At 69.7% G+C, this 5,518-nt stretch carries 3 protein-coding genes; all 3 read left to right on the top strand.

Annotated elements, in window-relative coordinates:
• The first annotated feature begins 140 nt into the window (after positions 1–140).
• Positions 141–3,860, top strand: coding sequence for an AAA family ATPase (locus WAW85_RS04480; protein ID WP_422558444.1), 3,720 nt, complete (start codon positions 141–143; stop codon positions 3,858–3,860).
• A gap of 134 nt (positions 3,861–3,994) precedes the next feature.
• On the top strand, positions 3,995–4,897 hold the full coding sequence (locus tag WAW85_RS04475) for a Rossmann-like and DUF2520 domain-containing protein (protein WP_422558443.1): 903 nt from the start codon (positions 3,995–3,997) through the stop codon (positions 4,895–4,897).
• Positions 4,897–5,518: pantoate--beta-alanine ligase (gene panC / locus WAW85_RS04470; RefSeq protein ID WP_422558442.1), on the top strand; the 622-nt coding region annotated here is incomplete at its 3' end. The genes WAW85_RS04475 and panC, both read left to right, overlap by 1 nt.

Here is a 5,518-nt window from a genome sequence, read left to right as displayed (position 1 = left end):
CGAATCATCTGGGCTGATGCCCCGCGTGACCTGCATCGCACTGGTGACGCGCGCCATGTTCAAGCGGCGCGACGACCGCCTATCCTGGCCTGATCGAGCCCGCCTGTCGGGGGACGGCTCATGGCCGGGTAGGCGGTGACATGACTTTTTCTCGCGAACTGCGGCGTCTCTGGGAGGCGGCGGGTGACCCGACGCTGAAGGACGTCAGCGGGGCTGTCGCCGAGCGTGGTCGTCCGGCCGGTATTCGGGTACCAGGCAACTTTCTCGCGCGGCTGAGCGATTGGCGGAGCGGACGGCATCTGCCGCGCGAGTTCGAAGGCCTGCTGCTCATGACCATTGCCGAGCTCCTCGACCGCGCCCGGGCCCGCGATGCCGTCGCCGGGGTTCCCGACCGCGTCGAGGCGTGGGAAGAGGTCTGGCGACAAGCCCGGCTCGCCGAGCTCACGCGCGAGGTGACCTGCCCCTACCCAGGACTGGCGGCTTACGGACCCGAGGCCACCTCCCGATTCTTCGGCCGCGACCGGCAGATTGCGGCCATCACTGCCCTGGTCGACGATGCGCTGGCCGACGGCGGGGGCGTGGTGGCGCTGGTGGGCGTCTCCGGATCAGGCAAATCCTCCCTGCTGGCCGCCGGCGTCCGACCCGCGCTGCTCGGCCGGGGAGTGCGGGTAGTCGCGATGACGCCCGGGGACGACCCGCAGCACGAACTCGCGCGAGTGCTCGCCGAGACCGACGCCGAGTCGGGGCCGCTGGTGGTGGTCATCGACCAGGCAGAGGAATTGTTCACCGCTGCGCCGCGCGCCGGGACTACCGCCTTTCTGGAGACTCTGACCAGCCTGACCACCGCCCGCCGGGCCTACCCGATCGCGGTGGTCATCGGTCTGCGGGCCGACTTCGTTGGCGAGTGGCTGTCGTATCCCCAGTTGCTCGACGCGCTGAACAAACGGACGCATCTCCTCGGCGCGATGAGCCGAGCAGATCTGCGCGAGGTGATCACCGCACCGGCTGCCGCCGTTGGCGTGAAGGTGGAGCCGGGGCTCGCCGAGCGCATCCTGGCCGAGTTCTGCGGTTCGAGCCTGGACGACTACGACGCCGGCGCGTTGCCGCTGCTGAACCATGCCCTGGCTACCTTGTGGGTGCACCGCAGCGGAAACAGACTGACGCTCAAGGCTTTCGAGAAGTCCGGTGGAGTTTTCGGCATGCTCGACGACGCCGCCGAACAGCTCTGGGGTTCGCTGGAACCGGACGTCCAGGTCGAGGTGCGGCGGCTGTTGCCCCGGCTCGTGCACCTCGACGAATCTGGCCGGAGCACGCGGCTGTTCCGGCCGCGCGCTGAACTGCTCGCCGGGGCTGGCGACCGGCTGCCGCAGCGAACCGGTGCGCTGGATGCGTTGCTGCAGTCGCGGCTACTCACCGTCGACGCCGACGACCGGGTCTCCTTCACCCATGAGATCGTGATGCGAGTCTGGACCCGACTGCGCGGTTGGATCGACGACAACCGCGCCGATCTCCTCGGCCGCCAGCAGCTCGAGGCCGCCGCCGCCGAATGGGATCGGGCCGAGCGGGACCGGAGTCTGCTCCTGCGCGGGCCGAGTCTGGCCCGTGCGCACCAGTCGTGCCATACCGGCGACGTCTCACCGGCGGTCACTGTCTACGTCGAGCGTTCCGATCAGTCGGAACTGCGCGGAACGCGCCGTCGCCGGATGGCCGTCGTCGCCATCTCGGTCGCTGCGGTTCTCGGTCTCCTACTGAGTGTGTTCGCGATTCAGCTACGCGGGCAGGCGATCAACGAGCGGACGGCGGCCGAGTACGCGCGTTTGACCGCCGAAGCCGACCGTCTGCGCAGTTCTGACCCGACGACATCGGCACGACTCACGCAACTGGCGCTGCAGCTCGACCCGTCCGACGTGAACCGGTCACGGCTGGTCGCCACCGCGAACCTGCCGCTGGCCATCCCGCTGCAGGCGCAGGGCGGCGCCGTGTACTCGGTCGCGATCAGCCCGGATGGGCGCCAAGTGGCCGGTACCGGCTCGGATGGTGCGGCGCGAATCTGGCCCATCGATCAACCTGAGTCCGATCCGCTGCAGCTGCGGGGGCATTCGGCTTTTCTCACGTCGGTGGCATGGTCTCCCGACGGCAAGCGATTGGCCACCACCTCCGACGACGGGACCGCACGCATCTGGACCGACCCGGGATCGGCGGAAGCGCCGATTGTGCTGATGGGCCACGATGGGCGCGTCGTCTACGCGGCATGGTCACCGGACGGTGGGCGGCTCGTTACCGCTGGCATGGATTCCACGGTCCGCGTGTGGGACACCCACAACGGTGCGCAGCTCGCTGAGCTGGACGGACACACTGCCGACGTCCGCGCTGTGGCGTGGAGTCCCGACGGATCGACGATCGCCTCGGGCAGTACGGACCGCACCGCCCGACTCTGGGACGGCGAGTCGTATGCGGCCCGCGGAGTGCTCACCGGCTACCGCGACACGGTGCACGCACTGGACTTTCGGGCCGATTCCACCGTCCTGGCGACCGGCTCGGACGATGCCACGGTGGTGCTGTACGACGTCGCGCATCCTGACTCGCCGCGGCAGCTCGGAGCACCGATCACGGCGCACACCGCGCCCGTCTGGTCGGTGGCGTTCGCGCCCGACGGGAGTCGCCTGGTGTCAGCCTCGCTCGATGGCACAGCACGCGTGTGGAGTGTCGCCGACCCGGCGGTCCCGGTGCAGGTCGGTGCGACGCTGGCGGGCGCGGCGAACTCGCTGTTCTCGACCGACTTCAGTCCGGACGGCCGGCGGGTAGTGACCTCCGGTGCCGACGGACGCATTCTGATCTGGACGTTGCCGGGCACCGATCTCGCTGGGCACACCGGCCGCGTGATCGCCCCGGCCATCGTGGGCGACCGGATGGTGACTGGCGGCTCAGGCGGCATGCTGCGGGTGTGGGATCTGACTGACCGGATCAGGCCACGCGGGGTAGGCGCTGGCGAGACGACCGGTGGTGCGCGGATCGATCAGGTGAGTCTCTCCGCGAACGGGCGCCTGGCCGCCGCCGCCACCGGAACCAGTGAGGTGCAGATCTTTCCGCTCGCCGCGGACGGGGCGGTCGGTCGGGGGGTAGTGCTGGGTGTGCAGACACAAGACCAGCAGCACGCGCTCTTTGCTCCGTCAGGTTCGCTGCTGGTGACCGGCGCCCGAGATGACTCGTTCCAGTTCTGGCGGGTCGCGCCGGATGGCGCGGCCACGCGAGTCGGCGAGCCGCTGGTGCACGATGACGGCGGGACGTGGGCCACCGCGGCCGCGTGGAGCCCAGACGGCACGCGCCTTGTGACCGCGGGATCGTCCGGAACGCTGAACGTGTGGAACGTCGCCGATCCGGCGCATCCGTCGCGGATCGCCACCGCATCGGGCGAACCAGGCGGCGGCGTCGACGCGGTGGCGTGGTCGTCGGACGGTGTCATCGCGGCGGGCGGAGACGGCGGTGTGATCCAGCTGTGGCGCGTCGGCGACGGGGTGCTGGAGCAGGTCGCTACCGCCCGACAGGAACGCGGTGGAACGGTCCGGTCGCTGGCTTTCTCGGCCGACGGTGCACGGCTGGTGTCGGCCGGGGACGGTCAGACGCTGATGGTCTGGAGCGTCGAGCCGAACGCACTGCTGCCGTGGGGTGAACCGATCGGCCCCGCCGGTGCTGGTCGCTGGTACGCCGCCGTCACCGGGGACGGCGCTGCAGTGGCAGTCGGCGGGGACCACGGCGCGCTCACCGTCGTGCTGCTCGATGCCGCCCATGCCGACCAACGGATCAATGCGGCGTCGTTGCCGCTCACCGCGGAGGAACGCGCCCGTTTCGGCATTCGGTGAAGCAATGGGGCGGGCCGGTCGGTGAGGCCGGTCACAGTGGGGTGGCAGTGCCGCGCGCGCAGCCCTATTCTGGCCAGTGGACGTCTGGTACCCGAGGAGAGTCGGGACTGGAACTGACAACTGGAGGACGACGCGTGAACGCACCCATCACGGCTCCGCGCCTGACGGTCGGCATCATCTCGACCGGTCGCGTGGGGACCGCGCTCGGCGAGGCTCTCGTCGCTGCCGGGCACGACGTCCTCGGCGTCCACGCACCGTCGATCGCCTCGCAGACGCGAGCCGCGCTCCGGATCCCGGCCGCCCGACTGGGCAGCATTCCAGAAGTCACCGAAGCCGCACAGCTCGTTCTGCTCGCTGTACCGGACACCGAACTTCCCGCCGTGATTGAGCAGGTCGCCGCCGTTGCGCGCCCCGGCCAGATCGTGGCGCACACCGCCGGCGCACACGGGGTCGGCATTCTCGCGCCGGTCGCCGCCGCCGGCGCCCTGGTCTTGGCGATCCATCCGGCGATGACCTTCGTCGACACCGACGACGATGTGCAGCGCCTCGCGTCGTCGTGCTTCGGTATCACCGCGGCCGACGACATCGGCGATGCCGTCGCAGCTTCCCTGGTGCTCGAATTGGGCGGAACCCCGGTTCGAATCGCCGAATCGCAGCGCACGCTCTACCACGCGGCCCTCGCGCTCGGCGCCAACAATCTGAACGCGTTGATCACCGACGCGGTCACCGCGCTGCGGGCCGCCATCGACGGCCCCGACCAGCGCGCCGACCGGGCCACCGTTGACGGCGGCGCTGACGGCCTGGCCGAGCAGGTCCTGGCCCCGCTGGTACGCGCCGCGCTGGAGAACGTGCTGGCGTCCGGTCGTCAAGCGCTCACCGGGCCCGTCGCGCGTGGTGACCTGAGCACCGTGCAGCGGCACCTCGCTGCGCTCACTGAACTACCCGATTCCGGCGTGGCCCACGGCTATCGAGCGATGGCCGCACGCGCCGCTACCCAGCAGGGCAACCCCGACTTCCTGGAAATGAAGGTGAGCTGATGAGCGTCGAGATCATGGAGGCCACGCAGGCCCCGTACAACCCTGGCGCGCTGACGGTGCATCGCGATCCGGCGGAGTTGCGCCGGGTGAGCAAGGCGCTGCGGGCGACCGGTCGGCGCATCGCGTTGGTGCCGACGATGGGTGCGCTGCACGAGGGGCACCTGGAGTTGGTGCGTTGCGCCGCCGAGCCCGGGAACACCGTGGTGATCGTGTCGATCTTCGTCAACCCGCTGCAGTTCGGCGCCGCCGAAGACCTGGACTCCTATCCGCGCACCTTTGACGACGATGTCGCCAAGCTCGCCGCCCTGGGCGTTCCGTTGGTCTTCGCGCCGACCGCCAACACGATGTACCCGAACGGTCCGCGCACCACAGTGCATCCGGGTGCGGCCGGCCGCGATCTGGAAGCCGCCTCACGCCCCACGCATTTCGCCGGGATGCTGACCGTGGTCAACAAACTGTTGAATATCGCGGCCCCGAACGTCGCCTACTTCGGCGAAAAGGACTACCAGCAGTTGGTGCTGATCAACCAGATGGTCGCCGACTTCAACATGGATGTCGAGATCGCCGGGGTGCCGACAGTGCGCGAAGCTGACGGCCTCGCCCTCAGCTCGCGCAATCGCT

It is taken from the genome of Gordonia sp. (in: high G+C Gram-positive bacteria), assembly GCF_049299075.1.
GTDB lineage: Bacteria > Actinomycetota > Actinomycetes > Mycobacteriales > Mycobacteriaceae > Gordonia.
Note: the sequence above shows the minus strand (reverse complement) of the source record. Positions and strands in the feature narration are given on the sequence as shown.